The sequence below is a fragment of the Paludibacter jiangxiensis genome, assembly GCF_001618385.1.
In the GTDB taxonomy this organism is placed as follows: domain Bacteria; phylum Bacteroidota; class Bacteroidia; order Bacteroidales; family Paludibacteraceae; genus Microbacter; species Microbacter jiangxiensis.
Genome location: NZ_BDCR01000001.1, coordinates 950,216 through 972,795 on the forward strand (window position 1 = coordinate 950,216; position 22,580 = coordinate 972,795).

The 22,580-nt window shown below is 43.6% G+C and carries 18 protein-coding genes, 1 tRNA gene and 2 pseudogenes; 6 read left to right on the top strand and 15 right to left on the bottom strand.

Annotated features, from left to right (window positions below; translation table 11 throughout):
* Window positions 1–5: 5 nt before the first annotated feature.
* Window positions 6–941 carry a type 2 periplasmic-binding domain-containing protein gene (locus tag PJIAN_RS03695; RefSeq protein WP_068702124.1) on the bottom strand — a complete coding sequence of 312 codons (936 nt, stop codon included), beginning with the start codon at window positions 939–941 and terminating at the stop codon, window positions 6–8.
* An 840-nt stretch (window positions 942–1,781) separates the two neighbouring features.
* Here PJIAN_RS03695 and PJIAN_RS03700 point away from each other — a divergent pair.
* Complete coding sequence (locus PJIAN_RS03700; RefSeq protein ID WP_068702126.1) at window positions 1,782–1,955, top strand: BF3379 family histone-like protein; 174 nt, start codon at window positions 1,782–1,784, stop codon at window positions 1,953–1,955.
* A gap of 157 nt (window positions 1,956–2,112) precedes the next feature.
* On the opposite strand, the gene PJIAN_RS03705 is transcribed toward PJIAN_RS03700, so the two are convergent.
* The 4 genes and pseudogenes from PJIAN_RS03705 to PJIAN_RS03725 form a co-directional block, all read right to left on the bottom strand.
* Complete coding sequence (locus PJIAN_RS03705; protein ID WP_068702128.1) at window positions 2,113–2,550, bottom strand: DUF4265 domain-containing protein; 438 nt, start codon at window positions 2,548–2,550, stop codon at window positions 2,113–2,115.
* A 1-nt stretch (window position 2,551) separates the two neighbouring features.
* Window positions 2,552–2,647 (bottom strand): annotated as a pseudogene (locus PJIAN_RS15065) (HNH endonuclease); the annotation flags it as partial.
* Between the two features lie 1,360 nt (window positions 2,648–4,007).
* Window positions 4,008–4,080 (bottom strand) — tRNA-Lys (locus PJIAN_RS03720).
* 78 nt (window positions 4,081–4,158) lie between these two features.
* Window positions 4,159–4,908, bottom strand: coding sequence for a DUF5715 family protein (locus PJIAN_RS03725; protein ID WP_153802476.1), 750 nt, complete (start codon window positions 4,906–4,908; stop codon window positions 4,159–4,161).
* Window positions 4,909–5,148: 240 nt separating this feature from the next.
* Here PJIAN_RS03725 and PJIAN_RS03730 point away from each other — a divergent pair, with 240 nt between their 5' ends.
* From PJIAN_RS03730 to buk, 3 genes are all read left to right on the top strand, one after another.
* Window positions 5,149–7,668 carry an ATP-dependent Clp protease ATP-binding subunit gene (locus PJIAN_RS03730; RefSeq protein WP_068702136.1) on the top strand — a complete coding sequence of 840 codons (2,520 nt, stop codon included), beginning with the start codon at window positions 5,149–5,151 and terminating at the stop codon, window positions 7,666–7,668.
* A gap of 319 nt (window positions 7,669–7,987) precedes the next feature.
* Entirely contained in the window at window positions 7,988–9,031 is a 1,044-nt protein-coding gene (locus PJIAN_RS03735) for a sugar kinase (RefSeq protein WP_068702138.1), read from the top strand.
* Window positions 9,032–9,147: 116 nt separating this feature from the next.
* On the top strand, window positions 9,148–10,221 hold the full coding sequence (gene buk / locus PJIAN_RS03740) for a butyrate kinase (protein WP_068702140.1): 1,074 nt from the start codon (window positions 9,148–9,150) through the stop codon (window positions 10,219–10,221).
* Between the two features lie 5 nt (window positions 10,222–10,226).
* Here buk and PJIAN_RS03745 read toward each other — a convergent pair whose 3' ends face one another.
* From PJIAN_RS03745 to PJIAN_RS03785, 9 genes and pseudogenes are all read right to left on the bottom strand, one after another.
* Window positions 10,227–11,000, bottom strand: coding sequence for a DeoR/GlpR family DNA-binding transcription regulator (locus PJIAN_RS03745; protein ID WP_068702142.1), 774 nt, complete (start codon window positions 10,998–11,000; stop codon window positions 10,227–10,229).
* Window positions 11,001–11,023: 23 nt separating this feature from the next.
* A pseudogene (gene ribB / locus PJIAN_RS03750) lies at window positions 11,024–11,629 on the bottom strand (3,4-dihydroxy-2-butanone-4-phosphate synthase); the annotation flags it as partial.
* 116 nt (window positions 11,630–11,745) lie between these two features.
* On the bottom strand, window positions 11,746–12,615 hold the full coding sequence (locus PJIAN_RS03755; RefSeq protein WP_084252243.1) for a sugar ABC transporter substrate-binding protein: 870 nt from the start codon (window positions 12,613–12,615) through the stop codon (window positions 11,746–11,748).
* A 9-nt stretch (window positions 12,616–12,624) separates the two neighbouring features.
* On the bottom strand, window positions 12,625–13,629 hold the full coding sequence (locus PJIAN_RS03760; protein ID WP_068702144.1) for a GRP family sugar transporter: 1,005 nt from the start codon (window positions 13,627–13,629) through the stop codon (window positions 12,625–12,627).
* 97 nt (window positions 13,630–13,726) lie between these two features.
* Window positions 13,727–15,145: an L-fucose/L-arabinose isomerase family protein gene (locus PJIAN_RS03765; protein WP_068702146.1), complete on the bottom strand. Its 1,419-nt coding sequence runs from the start codon at window positions 15,143–15,145 to the stop codon at window positions 13,727–13,729.
* A 33-nt stretch (window positions 15,146–15,178) separates the two neighbouring features.
* Window positions 15,179–16,654 (bottom strand): glycerol kinase GlpK, encoded by a 1,476-nt coding sequence (gene glpK / locus PJIAN_RS03770; RefSeq protein WP_068702147.1) that lies wholly within the window; start codon window positions 16,652–16,654, stop codon window positions 15,179–15,181.
* A gap of 66 nt (window positions 16,655–16,720) precedes the next feature.
* Window positions 16,721–18,241 (bottom strand): DUF5605 domain-containing protein, encoded by a 1,521-nt coding sequence (locus tag PJIAN_RS03775; RefSeq protein ID WP_068702149.1) that lies wholly within the window; start codon window positions 18,239–18,241, stop codon window positions 16,721–16,723.
* Window positions 18,242–18,271: 30 nt separating this feature from the next.
* A complete protein-coding gene (locus tag PJIAN_RS03780) occupies window positions 18,272–19,198 on the bottom strand; it encodes a transketolase family protein (RefSeq protein ID WP_068702151.1) in 927 nt (308 codons plus the stop codon).
* A 14-nt stretch (window positions 19,199–19,212) separates the two neighbouring features.
* Complete coding sequence (locus PJIAN_RS03785; protein WP_068702153.1) at window positions 19,213–20,070, bottom strand: transketolase; 858 nt, start codon at window positions 20,068–20,070, stop codon at window positions 19,213–19,215.
* A 468-nt stretch (window positions 20,071–20,538) separates the two neighbouring features.
* Here PJIAN_RS03785 and PJIAN_RS03790 point away from each other — a divergent pair, with 468 nt between their 5' ends.
* On the top strand, window positions 20,539–21,117 hold the full coding sequence (locus PJIAN_RS03790) for a superoxide dismutase (RefSeq protein WP_068702155.1): 579 nt from the start codon (window positions 20,539–20,541) through the stop codon (window positions 21,115–21,117).
* A 27-nt stretch (window positions 21,118–21,144) separates the two neighbouring features.
* Window positions 21,145–21,666 (top strand): ferritin, encoded by a 522-nt coding sequence (locus PJIAN_RS03795; RefSeq protein WP_068702157.1) that lies wholly within the window; start codon window positions 21,145–21,147, stop codon window positions 21,664–21,666.
* Between the two features lie 85 nt (window positions 21,667–21,751).
* On the opposite strand, the gene PJIAN_RS03800 is transcribed toward PJIAN_RS03795, so the two are convergent.
* Entirely contained in the window at window positions 21,752–22,489 is a 738-nt protein-coding gene (locus PJIAN_RS03800) for a shikimate dehydrogenase family protein (protein ID WP_068702159.1), read from the bottom strand.
* Window positions 22,490–22,580: the final 91 nt, after the last annotated feature.

Sequence of the window (22,580 nt, forward strand, 5' to 3'; positions counted from 1 at the left end):
GTTAGTTATTGAATGGTGGATAGCAATTTTTCATCGATATGTTCTTTTTGAAAGGCAAGCGTCGCTTCGTCGAGTTGCAGGAACCCGGCTGCATGATTGAATGCCTGTCCTTTCGTCAGAATCCATTTGATAAAAGCGGTAACGGTTTTGTTTTCGCGTTGTTCCTGCGAAAGAACGAACCCGATTTTTTCTACCGGAATATTATCTACACTGCTGTGTTCCAGTAGCGATAAGGTATTGTCCAGATCCGGCAAGCTCAGAACCTCTCTTTGTTGTGTCTTTACATTGAGCGGTATCAGGGCAATGCCGTTACTGAGTTTCCTGCTTTGAGTATCGAAAACATAACTGAGATTATTGAAGGTAATTCCGGTGGTATCTTTTCTGATTGCGCTTAACAGGTAAATATCATCGCCTAATACCTTTTTCCCTTTCAACTCTTCTGGTTTTGCTCCGAAATACTTTGCGAGGGCAATGGAAGAAGGGGTGTTGTTGTCGCGGGAATAAACCGTAGCGGCAAATTTGCTTTTTGCCTCATTATTGTCTTCTGCCAACTCATCGGCCTCTTCGAAGAAAATCTTTTTAAGCTGCTTTTTAGACAATCCGCTTTTCGGAATTCTTTCCAAAATAGGATTCTTCCGGTTGGTAACCGGTACCAGAGCATAGCGGCCTACATAAGTAATTTGTTGACTGATGGTTAAATCAGAGTCCGCTGGTTGCGATGTGATGATAGTTAACGAACTCTCTTTCCCGGTAAGCGCTTGTAGTTCTTTGCTTGCCTGAAATTCAGGATTTTCTTTTGTGTACTCGGCAATCCATCGTTCAATCAACGGATAGGTAAAGCGGGCATTTTTCACTGTCTGACCGGATATGTTAGTTTGAGCTGTAAGTGTGGCAGTAAACAGAAATGCTGCCGACAATATGTTGATAATTATCTTTTGCATAAATAAATGAGTTTAAATTTGAATCTTGTTGGGCAGCCCGGCGGGCAGGATCAGGGTTCATTCATCCGGGAGGAGATATACCTGAGAAGTTGCTGTTGAAGAAAGCGGTTGTCAGACTAAAAAACTTGTTGCAGACAAAAGCAAAATGATTTCATGATGTAACTTCTCCGGTGCAGGCCTCCGGGATTGTTTCTTGATTATCTCATATTGTGGCTACAGCCACACATGGACATTCGGGCCATCATGTTCATTTTTGGATGCATAAGTTCTTTTTCTAAAATTTATTCAAAACGTATAATTGTCTTACCTATTAGCAATTAGCAACCTTCAAAATGTAGTGAGAGAACGTTAGGTGCTATAAATATGTTTTACAGCACAAAATTCGGGGTTTTATTGCTCTCCCAAAATCCCTTCTGTGTGGTATTTTCATACCATATATGTGGTACGTGTTAGTAAAAATTGATAAATAATTTCTGCCTTGCTAAACAGAAATGACGCGAAAGATGGCTTTGCTACAAGAGGAAAGCCGGATGCGACGGGAGCTTTTAAAAAAGGAAAAGCAGGCAAAATTACCTGCTTCTCAAAATACAGAATCTCAATTTTATTTTGAACACCAATAGGTTATCATCCCATCCGCAAGTCTGCTCTTTGCTGTTTAGTTCCGTCTGCTATTTGATCCTTTCTTTGCACACGGGTCATGAGACCCGCACGAGCGAATCTTATATATCCGCGCTATCAGGGGGAGGATAGAGTATCACAACAGTGTCTTATTGTATGATACTTTAGGATGTTGGCGATAAACTATTATCTTTGCCTTGTAAAATCCAATAAAATAAACTCATGGAAGAACTGGTAAACAAAATCAAAGAACAAGTAAACATTTTTGTTGAAAATGCAGACAGTCAAGTGGCAAATGGCAACAAGGCAGCAGGTACCCGTGCCCGCAAAGCTTCTTTGGAGCTTGATAAGATGCTGAAAGAGTTTCGTAAAGTTTCAATTGAAGCCGGAAAATAAGCATTGATCGATTTTCCGAATCTGCCGTAAAAGCTTTTATAAAGGGCTTTTTACGGCAGTTTTTTATGGGAGCGATCTTGTTTGCCGAATGTTCAGTCCAAGATACCGCTTCGCTCATCTTGAACCAGTCAATTTGCCATGCTTGCGCCATTAAGGGTTAATATTCATGACATAGACATGACTCTTCATATACCCATTTGTTTTCATTCTCACCTTTGTCTAAAAAATGTTTGATATTTTTATATTCAACATTTTGAGGGATGTTGACTGCTACAATTTTTCTTTGAACTAAAACCTCTGATTCACAGCCAAATTTATTAAGAATCTGACGAACATTTTCCATCAAACATGCATCTTTAAAAAATAAACGCACTGTTGTGTTCCCAGAAACAGAAACAAAATCATCAAAATAATAAACTTTATCATCATTATCATATTCCGCTGTAATAATATCACCTAAAGATATTCGTTTTGCAACTATTGGAATATTATCAATTTGAAAACCATTATCAACCCTGGTACACCAAATTGATTCTGTTTCAAAATCACCTTCATGATTTTTTTGCACAAAAAAAACTCGTTCTTGCTTTTTCATGTCAATTCGTCCCCTTTTTTAAGTTGCAGTCTCTACATAGTACCTGACCATTATCAGGTGTTCCACTACCACCATTTGCTTTTGATGTTTTATGATCTACATGTGCTCCTCTTGTTCCAAGTTTGCCTGATGTTTAGCGCAAGTTTGAGCGAAGCGGTATCTTGTGCTGGAAACCAGAGTGGTTTGTAACCACAAACAACTTTCAGTGAAGCTAATCAGTTACAAACTGATTCTATTTTGCATCCAAGCTACACGTTGTTAAGCTTGAACGAGAATCTGGGGTCTCTACATGCTTGTGCCATTAAGGTGAGGTACGAGAAAACTCCCTTAATGGCATATGCAATATTTAAATTTCAATTTAAATTTATTGTCAATATAAACAAATGAAAAGCTTGTGGGTTCATACGGTAATGGTTCATAATCAGAATTGTATGGCACATTTTTAATTTTGTTCGTTCTTGTAAAAAAATTGTCAATCAAAACCGAATCATTAATAATAATATTATTTTTTTTATACTCCAAATATCCACCTCTAATATTAGAGACACTTACATTGTTTAACAAAACAGCTTCAAGAATATATTCATCAAAAAAACTCTCGTAACGAAAAAATATAAATTGACGTTCAGGTATATAATACGGGCACTTTTTACAGCAAGCAATAACTAAGTCAAAGATAGAGTTTGTAGCTGTATCTTTAATTGTTAAAACAGGTATTTCCTTATAGTTCGATATTTTGACTTTCTTACAAAAGCTAGGAGTAAAGGTCAAACAAAAAAACAAGACTATAAAAACACATTTGAATTTCATAAATTATTTTCTTTCAATAAAATTGTTAATATCATATGTCCGGGTTCCATTTTCGTCATATGGAGTTCGAATAAAAAATGCTTTAGTATATTCAGGAGTAAAAATTCCACATTTTACATTAGGCGAAGTTTGTTTTATGTACTTAACAGTATTCATATCATCTTCAGATGGATTAGAACTGCCATTGGTATGTGAATGATCAAATAAAACTACTTCTTTTTTAGTTTTGTTGGCTCCTCTTGTTCCAAGTTTGTCTGATGTTTAGCGCAAGATACCACTGCGCTCAATCTTGAGCCAGTCAATCTGTCAAACTTGCGCCATCAGAGGCCTACGTCGTTGTTAAAAGGAAAGCTCCTGCTTTCCAAATGCCTATCAAATGTAGCGATATTTCTTATAAACAAAAAAGCGACAGCTTATTAAGTTATTGTTCGGCTATACTTTCTCAAGCGTTGTTGCCGATTGGCTTGCCCATACGAGTAATTTGAGCGGAATCGGGGAAGATGGTTTTGGAATTGGAGGAAGGGTCGATGGTTGTGGTTTACGTCAGGGTTTACCTTTCTGTGTAAAACGAACCAAAAAGAAGGATGGAAATGAGATTTTGTGAAAATAAAAAAGCACCTAAATTGTTGAATTTAAGTGCTTTCTAGTGACCCCGGAGGGGCTCGAACCCTCGACCCATTGATTAAGAGTCAATTGCTCTACCAACTGAGCTACGGAGTCATTTCGGGCTGCAAAGGTAAAATAAAATATTGACTTTTGCCTGTTTTTATGGCGTTTTTTTTAATAAAAGATGACTCATTATTGCTCGGGTCTGTTGGCAAGGCTTTCCTTGCATATTGCTACCGTAATATGATAACAGCTTTGATGGCGCTCTTTTTTTATCAGGAAGCGGCATTGACGGCGCATATCAATGAGGGTCTCGGCAAAGATATGAGGAACTTTGGCCGGATAGGCAACCGTATCTCCATCCATGAATTTGTTGTAAGTGATGTCGAAGGTAGTGCCGTACCGATGCGCCGAATTATTGCTGGCGTTGCCGTTGTGTTTGCCCAGTTTATGCTGACTTTCGTCAGTCCGCAAAACAGACGTTACAACAAAACGGAAATCCTTCAAGCCATTTTCTTTCAGTCTCTTCTGAAACTCCACGCCTATATCTTTCAGTAAGTTAACGGCTTCCGGAACCAGATACGGATGAGAGTGCCTTAACTCATCTATATGGAAGAACTTACAATCAACCAGATGAACCAATATGTCTTTTTTAACCAGCACATCGGCGGCTTTCAAAAAATCACTGTCCGTATCGAATGTTTGTTTTAGTCCTCCTACCTGAGCATGTTCCAGTTGCACATCGTTGAGGTCGTCCAGTAATTCGGACGAACTAATCGGCGCAGCGGCATCTTTGCAGAAGTCGCAGGTGCAGGTATGAACACGAAACATACGTGGTTGCAGGTAAGGTCGTATGAAAAGGGCTGCTATTACTATTGCAATCAACAGCAAACTTAGTAATATAAAGAGGTGTAGGTGGTATTTCTTTTTTCGTCTCATCATTTTTCTGTCAGATGCAAAAATAGCACTTATTTTCTTTCCGCAGGAAGTAAATCTGCCAAAATTGCCGTTTTTTTTTGTGGCACAGGCTTTGATTGTAGTAGTATCTATTTCGGTAAGAAGATTCAACAGCTATCTTATCGGAATAAAAAAAGGCCAACTTTGCCGATAAAATGGGCAAAGCATTGGCAAAAGGCAAAAGGATTAGTTATATTTGTGGTATAAACAAGAAAGGGAATAATAATGGAAAACCGATTTTCGGATAAATTAAGAGATGTGCTCAGCTATAGCCGCGAAGAGGCGGAACGGTTGGGTAACAGCTATATAGGACCGGAGCACCTGATGCTTGGGCTGATACGCGATGGCGAAGGAAAGGCCATCGAAGCCCTCAATTCGCTGCATACCGATCTGTCTCAATTAAAAAAGAAGATTGAAGATCAGGTTAAAACAGATAATGTTGTATCAGCCAGCGATTTGACAGTTCCAAGAAACACAGAACGGATACTTAAGATCTTGTATCTTGAAGCTCGTTCGTTGAACAAAAGTATTGCAGACACAGAGCATCTTCTGCTTGCAATATTGAAGGAAAAGGATAATTTACCTGCTCAGCTTCTTGGAGGTGAGGATGTGAATTATGACAATGTACGTGGGTTGATAGAAGAGAAAAAAGACATTCATATGGGTGGTGGATTTCCTAATGATGAGGATGATGATGAAGAACTTAGCGGTTCGAAATTGTCAAATCAGAAATCGGATAAACCCGGCACTAAAGAGGTTGGAGATACTCCTGTACTCAACAATTTTGGGAGCGACCTGACCAAAGCTGCACGTGAAAATCTGCTTGACCCGGTTGTGGGACGTCAGAGCGAAATAGAACGTGTTGCTCAGATTTTGAGTCGCCGCAAAAAGAACAATCCGGTTCTGATTGGCGATCCTGGTGTGGGTAAATCGGCTATTGTTGAGGGACTTGCCATGCGTATCGTTCAGCGAAAAGTTCCCCGTACGCTCTTCGAAAAGCGTATTATTGCGCTGGATATGGCTTCTATTGTGGCCGGGACAAAATACCGCGGACAGTTTGAAGAACGTCTCATCGCCATTCTGAATGAATTGAAGAAGAATCCTCAGATCATCCTGTTTATCGACGAAATACACACTATTGTGGGGGCTGGCGGAGCTGCCGGTTCGTTGGATGCGGCGAATATTTTGAAACCGGTTTTGGCCCGTGGAGAAATACAGTGCATCGGAGCAACCACGCTGGATGAATATCGTCAGAGCATAGAAAAAGACGGGGCTTTGGAACGCCGCTTCCAGAAAATTGTGGTGGAACCGACTACGCCTGAGGAAACACTGGAAATTTTGAACAATATAAAATCACGGTACGAAGATCATCACCGTGTGATATATACTCCCGAAGCAATTGCCGCTTGTGTCAAATTGACAGACCGCTATATTACCGAACGTTGTTTCCCGGATAAAGCAATTGATGCCTTGGATGAATCGGGATCGAGGGTACATATTTCCAATATTGTAGTTCCGAAGGAGATCGAAACTCTTGAGAAAGAACTCGAAGAGGCTAAACAGGCCAAGCAAAAAGCGGTAGAAAATCAGCAATTTGAACTTGCAGCCGAATACAGAGATCACGAAAAGAAGTGTCATGAACGGCTGGAAGAAGCCACTTTGCGTTGGGAAGAATCGACCAAAGAACAGCGTCAGGTTGTGGATGCCGATAAGGTAGCAGAAACTGTCGCCATGATGTCGGGCGTGCCAATGCAGCGTATTGCGCAGGCTGAAAACGAACGACTGATTGAAATGCAGGAAAGCATCAACAAAAAGGTGATTGGTCAAACGGCAGCCGTAGAGAAAGTAGTGAAGGCTATTCAGCGGAACAGAGTCGGGCTGAAAAACCCGAATAAACCGATTGGTGCATTTATTTTCCTCGGACCTACGGGTGTCGGAAAAACGCACCTTGCCAAACAACTGGCTCAGTTCATGTTCGGTTCCGACGATTCGTTGATCCGGGTGGATATGAGCGAATATATGGATAAATACACCGTTTCGCGGCTTATCGGAGCGCCTCCGGGTTATGTGGGTTACGAAGAAGGTGGTCAGCTGACCGAGAAGGTGAGAAGAAAACCTTATTCGATCATCCTGTTGGACGAAATAGAAAAGGCTCACCCTGATATTTTCAACATCCTGTTGCAGGTGTTTGACGAAGGGCATTTGACTGACGGCCTTGGACGTCGTATTGACTTTAAGAATACGATTATCATCATGACCTCCAACGTGGGAACACGCCAGTTGAAAGAATTTGGAGCCGGTGTTGGTTTCCGTCTGGAAGAAAACGATTTGACGACTGCGTCGGAACGTTCACGGAGCGTGATTCAGAAAGCGTTGAACAGAACCTTCGCGCCTGAATTCCTCAATCGTGTGGATGACGTGATTATGTTCGATCAGTTGAGCAAAGAATCGATTCTGAAGATTGTTGATCTTGAATTGCAGGGTCTTTACAACCGGATCGAGAGCCTTGGATATCGCCTGGTGCTGACTGACGAAGCAAAAGAGTTTGTTGCCAACAAGGGATACGATGTTCAGTTTGGCGCACGTCCATTAAAACGGGCCATTCAGAAATATGTTGAAGATGAGATGGTTGATATAATTATGAGGGCAACGATTGCTCCCGGTGACACAGTTACAATGATTGTGAATACCGAAGAGGAAAAACTCGCTGCTCATATTGATCATCCGGAACCGCAAACAACATAATCACAGTAAATTAAAGCCATTTCGAATAACGGAATGGCTTTTTTATTTTCTGTCATTGTGTTAGAATATTCACCGTGTCGGCATTACATTTTGAAAGAAAACTACTAACTTCGCTTATATATTAATAGTGGAACCATTGTTTTTGCTATGTGCAGATAAACAATGTATTGGTTTCTATCCGGCATTGACGTGAGAAGAAAAAGACCCGAAAGAAAGGCTCTTTTCTCCTTCTTTTCAATGAAGGATAGATTTATTGTTTTGTGGAGCGATGCAAAAGCGTTGGAAATTCATGACATCATTTATCTAAAACTGATTTATAATGAAAAATAAGGTTGTTACGTTTGGAGAGATACTGTTGAGGCTTACAGCTCCGGGATACCTTCGTTTTGCCCAGGCAAAGGAGTATGTGGCTACATTCGGTGGAAGTGAAGCTAATGTTGCTGTTTCACTTGCCAATTTTGGCGTTGATACTGAGTTTGTAACACGTTTGCCGCAAAATGAAATAGCGCAAAGCTGTCTTAGCCAGCTTCGCTCCTACAATGTGGGCACACAGCACATTGCTTACGGAGGTAAACGGTTGGGTATCTATTTCCTTGAAAATGCATCCATATCACGTGGATCGAAGGTGGTTTACGACCGTGCCGATTCGGCTTTTGCCACCATTGCTTCGGGAATGATCGACTGGGAAAAAGTGTTTGCCGATGCCTCCTGGTTTCACTGGTCGGGTGTGGCGGCCGCTTTATCACCTGAGGCTGCCGATGTGTGCCGCGAAGCTATTCATGCAGCTGATCGGCTAGGACTGACCATATCATGTGATCTTAACTTCCGGAAGAATCTTTGGAACTATGGAAAAACAGCTCCGGAGGTATTACCCGAAATGGTGGCTTACAGCGATGCTGTTTTCGGCAGTCATGACGAATATCTCAAGGTTTTAGGCATATCAATGGCCGACTTCAAGGCGGTAGATACCAGCTACGAAATGGATCTTGCCAGTTACGAAAAAGCAGCCAAAGAGATGGTGGCAAAATTTCCCCGCTGCAAGAAAGTATTTATCGAATTCCGTAATACGATCAACGCCAATCACAACACGCTTGCCAGTGTTCTGTATTCCAACGGAACTTTGAAACACACCCGCGTTTACGACATTACTCACGTGGTTGATTGTGTGGGGGTTGGCGATGCATTTGTGGGAGGAATGATTTACGGTATGATTGCTTATCCGGACGACGACCAGAAAGCTTTAGACTTTGCTCAGGCAGCATCCACACTGAAAAATACCATTCAGGGCGACTTTAATCTGATATCGGTTGCTGAAGTGGAAGGTTTGATGAAAGGCGACGGCTCAGGACGTGTTTCAAGATAAGGAAAATTTATTATATTTGCACAAAAGTTAACCTTAATATAGGCGTACAAAAGAGAACTTTTGTGCAAATTTTCTTCTCTTTGTGGACGAATATATTAATTGATATTCAATTAATTATGTCGTACAATATTTTATCTCTCAATCCTGGATCAACTTCCACCAAAATTGCGCTCTACCAGGACGAGCATTGCGTTTTCACGTTAAACATCGATCATAGATCCGAGGAGCTAAAGCCCTTCAAAAAAGTAACCGACCAGTTCGAATTCAGGAAAAATCTGATACTGAATGCGCTTGGAAAGGCCGGTTTCGACCTGCAATCGCTGGATGCGATAGTGGGGCGGGGCGGTATGGTAAAACCTGTAGAATCGGGGGTTTATGAAATGAATGCCCGCCTGCATGAAGATCTGGTGCTAGGTATTCAGGGAGAACATGCCAGTAGTCTCGGAGGCTTGTTGGCTGAAGCAATGGTTGCTGACATTCCGGGAGCCCGTGCCTTTATTGCCGATCCGGTGGTGGTGGATGAAATGACGGATGTTGCTCGGGTTTCGGGACATGCGCTGTTTTGCCGCAAATCGTTGTTTCATGCCTTGAATCACAAAGCAATCAGTCGCTTGTATGCCAAATCGGTGGATAAACCGTATGAAGAGCTGAATCTGGTGGTTGCCCATTTGGGAGGCGGAGTAACGGTGGGAGCTCATCAATGCGGGCGGGTTATCGATGTAAATGATGGCATTAGCGGTTCAGGGCCATTTTCGTCCAACCGCTCAGGTCAGCTACCGGCAGTGGATGTTGCAAAACTTTGTTTTAGCGGCGAATATACGCTCGACGATATTAAGCAGATGATTAACGGTAAAGGCGGTGTGATGTCGCTGATGGGAACCAGTGATATGCGTAAGGTAGAACGTTTAGCAATGCAGGAAAATGACCCAAAGGCAAAGTTGGTGATGGATGCAATGGCGTATAATGTGGCAAAGGAAATTGGAGCTATGGCAACGGTTCTTGAGGGGAAAGTAGATGCTATCCTGTTGACCGGGGGAATTGCCTATTGCGGTTATATCGTAGACAATATCACCCGTCGGGTTTCGTTTATAGCTCCTGTGAAGGTTTTTCCGGGCGAAGATGAAATGGAAGCTCTGGCAATGAACGGACTGGCCGTATTGCGCGGAGCTCCCGTTAAAGTTTATACCTGAAGCAATTATTCCGTTGCTTCGGCAATCACGAACTGAACATCATAGTTCTTCAACCATTTGATGTCATCTGCCGTAATTTTAGAATCGGTGATCAGGTAGTTGATTAATGATAACGCACCCAGACTGGCAAATGAACTTTTGCCGATTTTGGTAGAGTCGGCAACCAGAAACGTTTCGTTGGCCGATTCGATCATGGCTCTTTTTACACAAATATCGCTGATGCCCGGATAAGTTAACCCCGACTTCAGGGCGATGCCCGCAGTGGCTAAAAATAGCTTGTCGACATGCAGGCTCTGGAAGAAATCAGCAGCTTTCTGACCTGTCAACGAAAGGGTAGGTGCTTTGAATTCTCCGCCGGTAACAATCACGGTAATACCCATTTGAGCTCCAAGGATGAGAGCAATGTTCAGGGCATTGGTAATGACGGTGAGATTGCGGTAGTTGGTTAACAACTTGGCGATTTCAGTTGTGGTTGATCCCGAATCAAGGATGATAGTATCGCCGTCGGTAATGAACTCTACAGCTTTGCGGGCAATGGCTATTTTCTCGGCAATATTTTCCTGATTTTGCAGGCTGAAATTCCTGACATTCGAATCAATATCTTTCAGGTAGGCTCCACCATGTTCGCGAACAATAAGACCTTCTTTCTCAATTCGTTCAAGGTCCTGACGTATGGTTACTTCTGTCACTTTGAAGATACGGCTCAGATCCATCACTTTAGCGTGGCCGTCTTCCCGGATCAGTTCCAGGATTTTTTCGCGTCGTTGGTTTGGGAGCATAATCGTTATTTTTGAATGTGTTTTCTATATTCTTTGATTTGGGTAATAGATATCAGTTTTACGGAGTGTTGCTTAGCAACTTCAACAAGGTCGTCCCAGCGTGCCATTGTGCCATCGTCGTTCATTACTTCGACCAATACACCGGCGGGTTTCAAACCGGCAAGACGGGGTAAATCCACCGAAGCTTCGGTGTGCCCCATTCGTCCTAACACGCCATCAGCATGAGCAATGAGCGGGAAAATATGTCCCGGACGAGCCAAATCTTCGGGCTTGGTGTTGGCATCCACAAGTGCTTTTGCCGTTTTGGAGCGGTCGGAAGCCGAAATGCCGGTAGTGCAGCCATGTCCTTTCAGGTCTACTGAAACTGTAAAATTGGTGGTCATTAAAGCCGTGTTGCTTTGCACCATTCGCTCCAGTTGTAATTCGTTACAGCGTTCTTCTGTGAGGGCGGCACATATAAGGCCTCTTCCGTATTTGGCCATAAAATTGATGATTTCCGGAGTTGCCAACTCAGCTGCTGCAATAAAGTCACCTTCATTTTCGCGGGCAACATCATCAAAAACCAACACAATTTTACCTTGTTTTATATCTTCTATAGCCTCTTCTACCGTATTCAGTTGCAATGACATGTGAGTCCTTTTTTAGTCTTGGGTTTGGTATGCAAAGATACAGTTTTATTTGCAAAAACCCGATTTCTTGTCGTCGTCCAAATTGCTTTTTGGAGAGTATAATAGCTTATTTTATATCAAATTGCATCGTTTTTTCTGCTGACTAAAGTGAACGGGGTAGTGAAAGAACCTCTGTTTTCCAAGCCTCCGACAACTTTCAGCGTGTATTGTATCCCTTCAACAGCCATTTGTGATCCGAAAGCATCTATTGTTGCCTGCATTTGTCCGTTTTCTAACAGCGGTTGAACGGATGGATCGTTGTCGAAACCCACAACCGCAATCTTTCCAGCCTTGTCGCTTTTATCCAGCACTTTAATTACTCCCAGAGCCATCGCATCGTTACTGCACATTACTCCGTCAATGTCGGGATGCTGAGCATATAAACGGGCAAATACTTCTTCTGCTTTGTCGGTTTCCCAGTCGGCGGCTTCCGAAGCAACCAGTTGAAGCTTATTTTCTTCGATTGATTGCAGAAATCCGGCTTTACGTTGTTGTGCATTTTCGGCAACCGCAAGGCCTTCGATAAGGATAACTTTGGCACCTTTGCCTATTTTAGCGGCCAGAACATCACCAACGGCTTTAGCGGCAGTAGCATTGTCGGGGCCGACATAGGTCAATTCGATACCGTTTTGTGTCAATAAGTCATCGTCCAGTCGAATGTCTATGTTGATGACTTTTATTCCGGCCTTTACTGCTTTTACAACAGCTGGAACCAATGCTTTCGAATCGATGGGAACAACCACCAGTGCATCGACCTTTTGTTGTATCAGGTTGTCGATCAGTTCTATCTGAAGCTCTATTTCTGTCTGAGTGTTAGTTCCGACAGTAATAAGTTCAAAATCATTGCGTGTGGCGGCAAATGCCAGAGCTCCTTTCTGCATTTCCTGAAAAAATTCGGCTTGCAGCGATTTCATTACCAGTCCGATAACTGCTTTTCCTTTGTTCATGGCAACTGTTTATGCTTTTGAAAGCGTGATCAATACCAGGCCGATGATAAACAGAGAGAACATGGCTGTAAGGAGAATGTTGGTGCTTTTGGGTGCAGACTTAAATTCTTTCCATACAAAAACACCCCAAAACATGGCCACAACGGGAGCTCCGTTGGTTAGTGCATACGAAATGGTTGGGCCTGCTTTCGGAACGGCCATAAAACTGATAACCATACCCGACATCCAGATAATGCCTCCCAAAACTCCGATTAGGTGAGTTTTCAGGTCGCCTTTGAAATAGTCGCGGAGAGTGAGTTTCTCGCCTTCGACCGGGTGACGCATTACAAAAAGGTTGAATATCGGGGTGCTGATGACCGCACCGATGGTGAAGAAAAATACGCCGGTAAAAGGAGTTAGATTTCCCGAGCCGCCGCTTACGTAAGCCGGATCGAGCGATTTTACTACCAGCCCGTAGAAAAAGGCGATGGTCAGACCGGCCAGCAACGAAACGACAATCCCTTTGGTAGTGGTTTGTTGTTTGCCGGCTACCAGTTTCTTATAGGCAGCCATGCAGCAGAAAATAGCGACTACAATCAGTGCGACGCCGGTAAATAATAGTGCGACGTTATTTCCCTGTGATCCGGCAATGATAAAGTTGACAATGATGCCGAGTACCCAGGCCAGTCCTCCACCGATGGGAAAACCGACAGCCATACCGGCAATAGCCATTGCCGCAACCAGCAAAAATGTTCCTAAATTCCAAACAATACCGCCGGCTAAAGCATATAGAATACTTGTTCCGTCAGCTTTTGCAATATCTTCCAGGAAAGGACGTCCATCGGAGCCGAAACTTCCGAGAGTGAAAGCAGCAACAACGGCAGTGAGGAGAAGGCCCCACACGAAGTCAAAGTAGAATAATTCGTAGCGCCAGGTTTTGGCAGCCATTTTCTGGGTATTCGCCCATGAACCCCAACATATCATGCTAAATATCAAAAAGATAATAGCCGGTACGTAGTTCTGGATTAGTGTCATTGTGTGTTTGGTTTAATTAGATTGAGATAAGGTTGAAATGGAAATAATTAGTGGTCAGTGATGAAAAGTCGATCACTAACCACTAATTGTCTTGTTGTTATTCGTGATTGTACAGATCCCAACCGAGATACGTTTCGATTGATTCCTGCAACACTTCGGCAACATTACCACGGGTGAGTGCCACATGGTGTTCGAAGCCGTTTTTGCACATAAATTTCATCAGTTTCTGAAGGTTGTTTACTTCTGTAACGGCGATACATCCATCCATTCCGTAAGGATCGTTGGTAATTTTTCCTTCTCCGAGGTACGATTTTATTACACCGTAATTATCGTCTGTAGAGATACGGAAGAAGGTGAAGTCGCCTTCGGATACTTTGCTGAGAATAGCGCCCACAGTATTAACCCGGCCCAACACGTTGCCTAATACGCCCAGAGAACTCACGGCCATTGGGGCTTTCGTGAAACCTTTGGCAAAGTTGCCGCAGTGTGTACAAACGCATTTGTTACGGTCTTCGGCGAAGTTGTTGTTCCAGTCGGCCAACACGGCAGGAACACCCGATGCCTGCATCAACGCGTACATAGAAACAGCACCGGCAATATCCGATTCGCAGGCACTCGGGAAGAGACGGTCGCTCATCATGCTCATGTTGAGGCAGGTGGCGCAACCGTAATTTTTTTCCAGCGAATCCCAGCACTGAATAGCCGAAGCGTCGATTTCATTTTCTGCAATCCAGTTATCCACTGCCTGACCGAATTGTGCCTGAAGCAGCAATTTGTCTTCCAGCTCTTTAGGTACACTGGCATAAGCTTTCATTTGCTCGATACGGCTTTTGATAACAGCCGATTCTTTGTCCATTTTGTTGGCAGCCGCAAGTATTTCCGATAAATCAACCGGCACAACGGTGATACCGCTGTTTTGCAACAGTTTTTCGCTGGCACGGCAGGTTTGGAAGCCGATAGGACGGCAACCGATCTGACCGATGCGAGCCTTACGCAAGCTGTTCACCACGCGGCAAATACGGGCGAATTTATCCACGTCTTTTTTGAACTCTTTGCTGTGGATGGAATAGGTATGGAGTGATGTGTCCGTAAACGGAATGTTGTACTGATACAGATTGTTGCAAACCGAAAGCTTACCGCAGAAAGCGTCACGGCGTTTGTCCAGTGATACTTTGTCATTTTCGTCGTCGCATGCCTGCACCAGCACCGGAACGTTGAGTTCTGACAAACTGATAGAGTTGACAATACCTACTTCATAGCCGAAGTTCGGCAACGAAACGATGATACCGTCTATTTTGTCGCGGTTGGCACGGAACAGTGCAGCGCATTTTTTTGCGTCGTCGTAAGTTTCGATGCTACCTGTAGGAGTTTCCGATTCGTCCAGAATTACGTAGTCGTGACCCTGAGCTTTTATTTCTTTTAAAACCGTAGCGCGTACGTCGGCTGCTAATGCCGAATTGAAATACGCTCTGGTACCGATAATGATACCAAATGTAAGTTGTTGTTTGTAAGCCATTGAGAGAGTGATTTAAGTATTAGGTTTATAAATTTACATCAACGTTCTTTTCACTGCCTTTTGCCATTCCCTGTACAAAGAATTGACTTTATCCGATGGCATTGTGGGCACAATATAGTCATTCTCTTTTCTAAGAGCAATAATCTCTTCTTCAGATGTCCATTGATTCATGGCCAGGCCGCTCATCAACACTGCACCTAAAGCAGATGCCTCTTCAATCGGACTGCGGTTGATTTTTGCCTGAAGCATATCGGCCTGAAATTGCATCAGAAAGTTATTTTTTACCGGACCGCCGTCTACCCGCAGTTCTTTCAGTGCTACGCCCGACTCCTGTATGAGCGACATCAGGTCTTTTACCTGATAAGCAATCGATTCGAGAGCAGCGCGAACAATGTGTGCTTTGTTAGTGCCGCGGTTCATGCCGCAAATAAGGGCTTTTGCTTCGTTGTTCCACCAGGGAGCGCCCAGGCCTGCAAAAGCCGGTACGAAGTAGACGCCATCGGTACTTTCTACGGATGTGGCCAGCGCTTCGGTTTCGGCTGCTGATTGTATTAGTTGCAGGTCGTCCTGCAGCCATTTGATAGTGGCTCCGGTGCAGTGAATATTTCCTTCGAAGGCATAATAAACTTTGCCATTGGCGGCAAAGCCTACAGAAGTCACCAATCCTTTAGGTGCAGTCAGCGCTTTTTCGCCGATATTGACCATGATAGACGAACCGGTGCCGTAGGTTGCTTTTCCCATTCCGCTTGCAAAACACATTTGTCCGGCCAACGCTCCGTGCGAATCGCCTAAAACACCAGCTATTGGAGTTTCGGCGAGCAGTCCGTTAAGGGTAGTGGAGCCGTATTGCGCATCGCAGGGAAGTGCCTCGGGCATCATCGTTGCTGGAATGGTAAATATGTTGAGAAGATCGTTGTCCCAGTCCAGTGTGTGGATGTTGAACAACAACGTGCGTGAAGCATTCGTATAGTCGGTGGCATGTTTTGCCCCGTTTGTGAAGTTCCAGATTAGCCATGCGTCGATGGTGCCCATCAACAGATGACCGGCTTCCGCATTTTCGCGGGCACCCTTCACATTGTCTAGAATCCACTTGACACCACTTGCCGAAAAATAAGGATTGATAATCAAACCTGTTTTTTCGGTAACCATCGGCTCGTGACCCTGAGCGATCAGTTGGTCGCAAATGGCAGCGCCACGATTGCATTGCCATACCACTGCATTGTAGACCGGTTTGCCGGTGCGTTTATCCCATACTACCACGGTTTCGCGCTGGTTGGTGATGGCGACGGCTTGTACCGATGACGGTGCGATACCACTTCTTTGCAGAACCTGCTCAGCAGCTTTGTAAGCATTTTGCAAAATCTCTTCGGCATCGTGCTCTACCCAACCCGGTTGAGGATAGTACTGTTTGTGATCGACGGATGCGCGGGTAACAAGAGCTGCGTTTTCGTCAAACAACATGGCTTTGGTCGCCGATGTGCTCTGGTCGATGGTTAAGGTGTATTTCATGCTCGAAAAAAATGAGAATCGATGTAGCGCTAAAGTTTACAATAAAATATAGAATTCAATGACAGATTACTTTTCTTTTGTACAACGTATTGCCGTAAAAGGTTTTTGCGGAAGCTGAATCAAGGTTTTTCCGCTATATTCACCTTCAACAGGAGTGATGGTCATGTCCCAGCCATTGATGATTTCAACTTTGTATTGTGCATTTTTCGGTAAGTTTACTATTTGGCTGCGCGGCTGATCCATGTTGTAATAATTCAGGAAATACTCATCTTTATAGGCAACAGCCGAGTATGGCATCCAATACTCATAATTGACAACCGGGGTCAAATATCCGGGAGCGCTTTCAATGATTGTTTTTAAGAACTTAATTCGTTCCTGGCTTTTTCCTCTGAGTACTCCGCCCTTGGACCACCACATTTCGGCATCCGACTTGTATCCGAATTGAACAGGGTTTTCGGTAAGGTAGGTTTCTCCATGCCCAACGTACCCCCCATTGGTAACTCCTCGCCAGAACTTGTTCACCATCTCTTCTGCTGTGAGATTTCCCCACGACCAATTGATATTGCCTTCGTATCGGCATTCATCGTAAATGATCGGTTTCTTGAATTTATTTCTCAGTTCTTTTGCCCGATAGGTATCTTCATTTTGAATGCTGGCGTGCGTCAGTAAGGGATTGGTGTGGTCATACATGACGGAACCATGATGGATGCTACGAAGGTGGTTGTATGGATCGTTGGCCGCAAAAAGCTGGATGTAATGATCCCAATCTTCCTTTTTCTTTTCTGCCATGAAATCGTATTCATTGGCCATGCTCCACCAAACATTCTTGTAAGCGGCAAATCGTGCTATAATGTAATTGATGTAACGATCATCCGTTTTCCGATCCATCTTCTTGAAGCCCCAACGGTCGTAGGGATGAAATACAATCAGGTCAGCTTCAATGCCCAGTGAATCCAGTTGAGCAATCCTTTTTTCAATATTTCTGAAATAGGCAGGATTGAATTTTGTGTAATCCCAATCGGTTAAAGGTTTCCCTTCGAAAGGATACAAGAAAGGCTCTTTTTTGTTCCAGTCATAATCTTTTGGGAAAATGCACATGCGCATTTTGTTGAAATAACCTTTTGATAATGTTTTGAGGGTTACTTCCGCAAGGCTATCTCCTTGATGCACCCAGGCATAACAGGTGGTGCCGAACGGATAGTATGGTTTGCCATTGGCGTATGCAAAGTGGAAGGTGTCAGCTACAACCACCGGTCCGAAATTTCCTTTGAGAGCTGCTGTGCACAGAAAATTCCCTTTTTTCTTATCGAGTTTTTTTGAATTGCTGGCGGTGATATAGCTCCATTTGCCCTCCTTTTGGGGCATAAACCTGATCTTGTAAATTCCGGCTCCATCGTAAAATCCGGAGACTGTCACTGTATCGTTATTCTGAATGAATTTACCTTGCAGCCGGATGTCTGTAAACGGATTCCCGTTGGTTGGCCCATTCAATTTTACTTCGAATATTTTCCATTTTTCGATGGTTGTCTGACCAAAAACGGAACCAATACATAAAAATGATAAGAATAAGACAGTTTTGATCTTCATGGTAGTTATAAATTAAAGGTATTCTACAAGTCAGGTCAGAGCGGCATTGACAATCCCGTCTGTATCGATCCCGTAATGATGGAAAATTTCCAGGGGTTTGCCATGAATCGCGAATTCGTCGGGAATGCCGAGAATTTTTACCGGTACAGGATGAGTCTGCGACACGATTTCGGTCACAGCACTTCCCAGTCCTCCAAAGATACTGTGTTCTTCCACGGTTATAATGCGTCCGGTTTCGGCAGCCGCTTTTTCAACGATTTCTTTATCGAAAGGTTTCAGCGTGTGCATATCGATTACGCGGGCATTGATTCCTTTTTCTTTCAATATCTTAGAGGCTTCCAGACAGTGATAAACCGTTTCTCCGGTTCCGATAATAGTCAAATCATCACCATCGGTAAGCTGATTGGCTTTCCCTATTTTGAATTCCACATTTTTCGATTCGTAAACGTTGGGAACTGCATTCCTGCCTACACGGATATAAACAGGATAAGGGTAGTCGATCAATTCTTCTACCAGTTTTTTCGTTTGATAAATATCGCAGGGCAAAACAATGTGCATTCCCGGGAACGTACGCAACACGGCAATATCGTGCAGGCTGTGGTGTGAAAAACCGAGAGCTCCATAGCTTACACCGCCGCTTACACCCAGAATTTTTACCGGATTGGCAGAATAAGCCACATCCACTTTTACTTGTTCGAGACTGCGTGCAACGTAGAAACATGCCGGACCACACACGAAAGCTTTTTTTCCGGCCGATACCAGTCCGGCCGCAACTCCAACGGCATTTTGTTCGGCAATGCCAAGCTCTACAAACTGAGCCGGTAGCTCGTTTGCAAAGGTATCCAAAGTTACGGAACCTCGTGCATCGGTGGTGACGGCAATGATATCTTTATCTTGTTTTGCCAGTTCAACCAGTGTGTCGGTGAACATTTTACGGCATGGAATCGTATTTGTCATATATTATTTACAAATTATCGGATTGACGCATTGGCATATTCTTGAATGCGTTCTTCAATTTCGGCAATGGCTTCGGCATATTGCTCGTCGTTGGGTATTCCGTGGTGCCATTTGGCCACTTTTTCCATGAAAGAGATGCCACATCCTTTTGTGGTGTGAGCAATCATCAGTTTGGGTTTATTGTTGGGAGCCATATTTACAAAGGTATTTGTCACATCGGCAATGTCATTGCCATCGACATCGAAAACTTCCCACCCAAAAGCTTCCCAGCGTTGACGCATGGGTTCGAGTGCCATGACGTCTTCTGTTTTCCCACTTATTTGCAGGCAGTTGCGGTCAATGATAGCAACCAGATTATCCAATTTATAATGACTGGCCGACATAGCAGCTTCGTAGATAGAGCCTTCGCCCTGTTCGCCGTCACCCATCAAAACGTATGTTTTGTATGATTTCTTGTCCATTTTTGCGGCGATTGCCATACCGACACCCACTGCCAATCCATGGCCCAATGCCCCGCTGTTGAGTTCTACTCCAGGAGTCTTTTTTGTCGGGTGACCGGCCAAAAGAGATTTGAACTTACCGTATGTTTCGAGTAAAGAATCGTCAATAAATCCGGCAGCGGCCAACACGGAATAGAGAGCTTCCACGCTGTGTCCCTTGCTGAGAATGAAGCGATCACGGTCTTCTTTTTTGGGATTTTTCGGGTCAATATTCATGACATGAAAATAGAGAGCGGTCTCTATTTCCACGGAAGAAAGCGAGCCTCCAATGTGGCCGGATTTAGATGCGTACACAATCTCCACCAACCGTTTTCTGATTTGTTCGGACTGTAATTGTAGACGATTGATTACAGCCTCTGTTACGTTAGACATAGTTACTTGTTTTCGTTTTTCACTAAATGCAAAAGTAATAACAAATAATCGAAAATTCAAAAGGCAAATATAAAAAGCAATAAAAAAGTTCTAAAAAAGGGAACAGGTGCTTTAATTTACAGTAAAATAGATACATACTCTTATAAACAATCGAAATGTTGTTTATATAGCGAAAGGAAAAGGTCTTTATTTTGTTTCTTTTCAATCCGAAAAAATAGTAATGATTCATAGCGCATCAATTGTTATTATTGTTAAATGCAGAAAGAACCAAGTTTCTTATAGATTTTATCAATAGCCATATTTATTTCTGTAAAAGTATAATCCGAAGATTTCCGCATTATATTTGCAATCACAATCAGATTTTAACACGCAACTGATATAGAAAAAGAAAAGACAGACCGATTGAAGTTCAACGAATTTTGAACAGTTGATTAGGTTATAAATTACTAACTATTAATATTTTCAACGATGAAATACGAATTACAGGCACTGCCGTATGCAGCAGACGCATTAGCACCAAAAATGAGTGAAACAACTGTTAACCTCCACTGGGGAAAACACGTGCAGACATATATCAACAACCTGAACGGGTTGATTCCGGGCACGCCGTTTGAAGATGCTTCACTCGAAGAAATTGTAAAGAAAGCCGAAGGTCCGATCTTCAACAACGGAGCTCAGGTATGGAACCATACTTTCTTTTTCTGGCAATTCGCACCGAAACCTGCCGCATCGAAACCTTCGGGAGCTTTGGCAGCCGCAATAGATAAGAGCTTTGGATCGTTTGATGCCTTCAAAGAACAATTTACAAAAGCAGCTGTTACCTTGTTTGGTTCCGGATGGGCATGGCTGGTAAAAAAAGAAGACGGTTCGCTCGGAATCGTACAGGAAAGCAATGCCGGCAATCCGCTGAAGAAAGGACTCGTTCCGGTACTTACCTGCGACGTGTGGGAACACTCATACTATGTTGACTATCAGAATCGCCGCGCTGATTTTGTGGCTACCTTCTGGGAACTGGTCGACTGGTCGGTGGTAGAAAAGAGGTATTAACTTTCAACCGATAAAAACCAACGAATTATGCTTAGCAAACTGTTAGAAAAGGAAATCAACGACCAGATTAATTACGAATTCTGGTCAGCTCAACTCTATCTCTCCATGTCGGCTCATTTTTCCGATTTGGGATTGCCGGGATTTGCCCACTGGATGTATATTCAGTATCAGGAAGAAACCACCCATGCCATTAAATTTTTCAACTACGTGATTGAACGTGGAGGTAAGGCAGAGGTTCAACCTATTAAGGCGGTTCCGACAAACTGGGATTCGGTGTTGGGCGTTTTTGAAGAAACGATGGAACACGAACAGAAAGTGACCGCTCGTATCAACCATCTGGCAGATACCGCTGTAGCAGAAAAAGACCATGCCACACAGAGTATGCTGCGTTGGTTTATTGACGAGCAGGTAGAAGAAGAAGCAAATGTGAAAGCCATTGTCGATACTCTGAAGCTGGTAAAAGACAACGGTTATGCCATTTACTCTCTCGACAAAGAACTGGCTGCCCGTGTATTTGTAGATAGCACACAAACTGGTTCTAACGCGTGATGCACTCAGGGTTGGTTTAGCATGTATCTTTACTCATAGGTTAACTCCCGCAGATTAAAATCGTATCTGTGGGAGTTTTTTATTTTCACCGGTTCCAGATTTTCCAAGCCTCCACAGCCTGTCCTTCCAGCATTTCCAGTCCGTTTTTGATGGCAGCTCCTTTCTCTTGTCCCAGGGCTAAAAAGCGGGTGCGGGGAGGGTTGTAAACCAGGTCGTACAATAGATGATCGGGAGTAACAAACTCGTACGGAATAGCCGGAGCTTCGTCGTCGTGCGGGAAGGTTCCTACCGGTGAGGCGTTGACAATCACCGTGTACTCTTTCAGAATTTCTTCGTTCAATTGGTCGTATGTCAGGCCATCCTTGAGGGGAGAACGTGAAACCAGCGTCGATGTGATGTTCAGCTCTTTCAATCCGTAAATAACAGCTTTGGAAGCGCCTCCGGTTCCCAGTACGAGTGCTTTTTTGTGATGCGGTTTGAGCATGGGGCGGATCGATTCGCGAAACCCTACCACGTCGGAGTTGCTACCGGTGAGCAGGATGTGTTCTCCATCGCGTACGATGCGGATCACGTTCACTGCCCCGATCTCGGCTGCCCGTTCGTCGAGCGCGTCTAGGTATGGAATTACTTGCTCCTTGTAGGGAATAGTTACATTGAGGCCGATGAGGCGTTCGTCCTTCAACACCTCAGGCAACAGGGCAATATCGTCGATATCGAACAATTCGTAGGCGGCATCGATGCCTTCGCGTTCAAATTTTTCGGTGAAATATTTCTTTGAAAACGAATGACCCAGCGGGTGGCCTATTAATCCGAAAAGCAGCATGTCAATTTGGGGATTTGAAGATTTGGAAATTTGAGGATGACAAGACACAATCAAACTCCAGTCTTTGTTCTTTATTCTTTGATCTTTGTTC